We start from the raw sequence: 1,289 nt of genomic DNA, 5'->3' as shown, positions 1-1,289 counted from the left end.
CGGCTTGTTCAGCGAGCCCTGGACCAGCGAGAGCTGCGGGCTCAGGTCACCCGACGTGGCCGAGTTGCCGAACTCCGACTTGGCGTCGACGCCGCTGGCGGAGGTGGTGCCGCTGTCGTCACCGATCGCGAGCGCCTGGGGAGCGGCCGTGGCCGCGAGGCCGGCGACCGTCGCCGCGATGGCCGCAGAGGCCCACAGCTTCTTCATGTTCTTTCCCTTCGAAAAGCGGAACTCCGGGGAGGGAGATACATGATCGTCAACGGTCCGAGCGGGCCGGAGGATGCGGCCTTTGCCCCGTTCGGACCAGCGCAGTCCGATCAAGGGACAAGCGCCCCTGGAGGGGGGTGCGGCTGGCGCCGACCGTCGCGCCGGAGCGGGCCGGAACGCGACAACGGGCCGCCGAGAACTCGGCGGCCCGCTGGTCGGGACCCGCAGGCGGGCCCGGCTGACGTCCGGTCAGCTGTTGCCCGAGAGGGCCGAGATGTCGTCCAGGATGTGCGAGAGCGGCTCGTCGCCCTTGGCCTGGGTCGAGTTCTCGACACACTGCTGGTTCTGCGGAGCCGACAGGATCGGGATGTCCTGGACGCCGACGTTGGCGAGGGCGAGCAGGCTCTGGACGTTCGCCTTCGCCGGCAGGCCGATGCAGGGCTTGTTGAACGAGCCCTGGATGAGGGCGAGCTGCGGGCTCATGGAGCCGTACGTGGCGGAGTTGCCGAACGACTGCGACGCGCCGACGCCGCTGGCGGAGGTGGTGCCGCTGTCGTCACCGATGGCGAGCGCCGGAGACGCGCCGGCAGCGACGCCCGCGAACGAAGCGGCGACCGCGGCCGAAGCCAGAACCTTCTTGATCACTTGCTGTTCCCTTCTGGAGAAACCCCGTCCACCGGAGCGTCCTGTTTCAACTGACCCCGCCCGCCATTGGTTGCTGGCATTCACCCCATTGGCCCATACGCGGGAATGGGCCCCCGCGATCCGAACGGGTGACGCCGCGCAACCAATCCTCGGACACCCGGTTGATGCGGTGGCAGGAACGTGCTTCTTTGGCCAGCATTGGCCGGGAGCCAGGAAAGGACAGTGAAATGCTCAAGAAGGCAATGGCCGTGGCAGCGGTCGTCGCGTCCGTCGTCGGTGCGTCGGTGGCCATCGCGCCGCAGGCGCTTGCCATCGGTGACGACAACGGCACCACCTCCAGCAGTGGCGTCGGGGCCTCGGAGTCGTTCGGCAACTCGGTGACCCAGGGCAACATGAGCCCGCAGCTTTCGCTGGTCCAGGGCTCGCTGAACAAGCTC

General features: G+C 68.5%; 3 protein-coding genes. 1 reads left to right on the top strand and 2 read right to left on the bottom strand.

What is annotated here, in order from left to right; translation table 11 throughout:
* The coding region (locus IPZ69_RS46710) for a rodlin (protein ID WP_268835906.1) at nucleotides 1-207 on the bottom strand (207 nt) is incomplete at its 3' end.
* 249 nt (nucleotides 208-456) lie between these two features.
* Entirely contained in the window at nucleotides 457-852 is a 396-nt protein-coding gene (locus tag IPZ69_RS46705; RefSeq protein ID WP_235461013.1) for a rodlin, read from the bottom strand.
* Between the two features lie 227 nt (nucleotides 853-1,079).
* Here IPZ69_RS46705 and IPZ69_RS46700 point away from each other — a divergent pair.
* Nucleotides 1,080-1,289: rodlin (locus IPZ69_RS46700; protein WP_268835905.1), on the top strand; the 210-nt coding region annotated here is incomplete at its 3' end.

This window comes from Streptomyces olivochromogenes (genome assembly GCF_021538895.1).
Classification (GTDB): domain Bacteria; phylum Actinomycetota; class Actinomycetes; order Streptomycetales; family Streptomycetaceae; genus Streptomyces; species Streptomyces olivochromogenes_A.
This window is presented reverse-complemented; position numbering and strand designations above follow the sequence as displayed.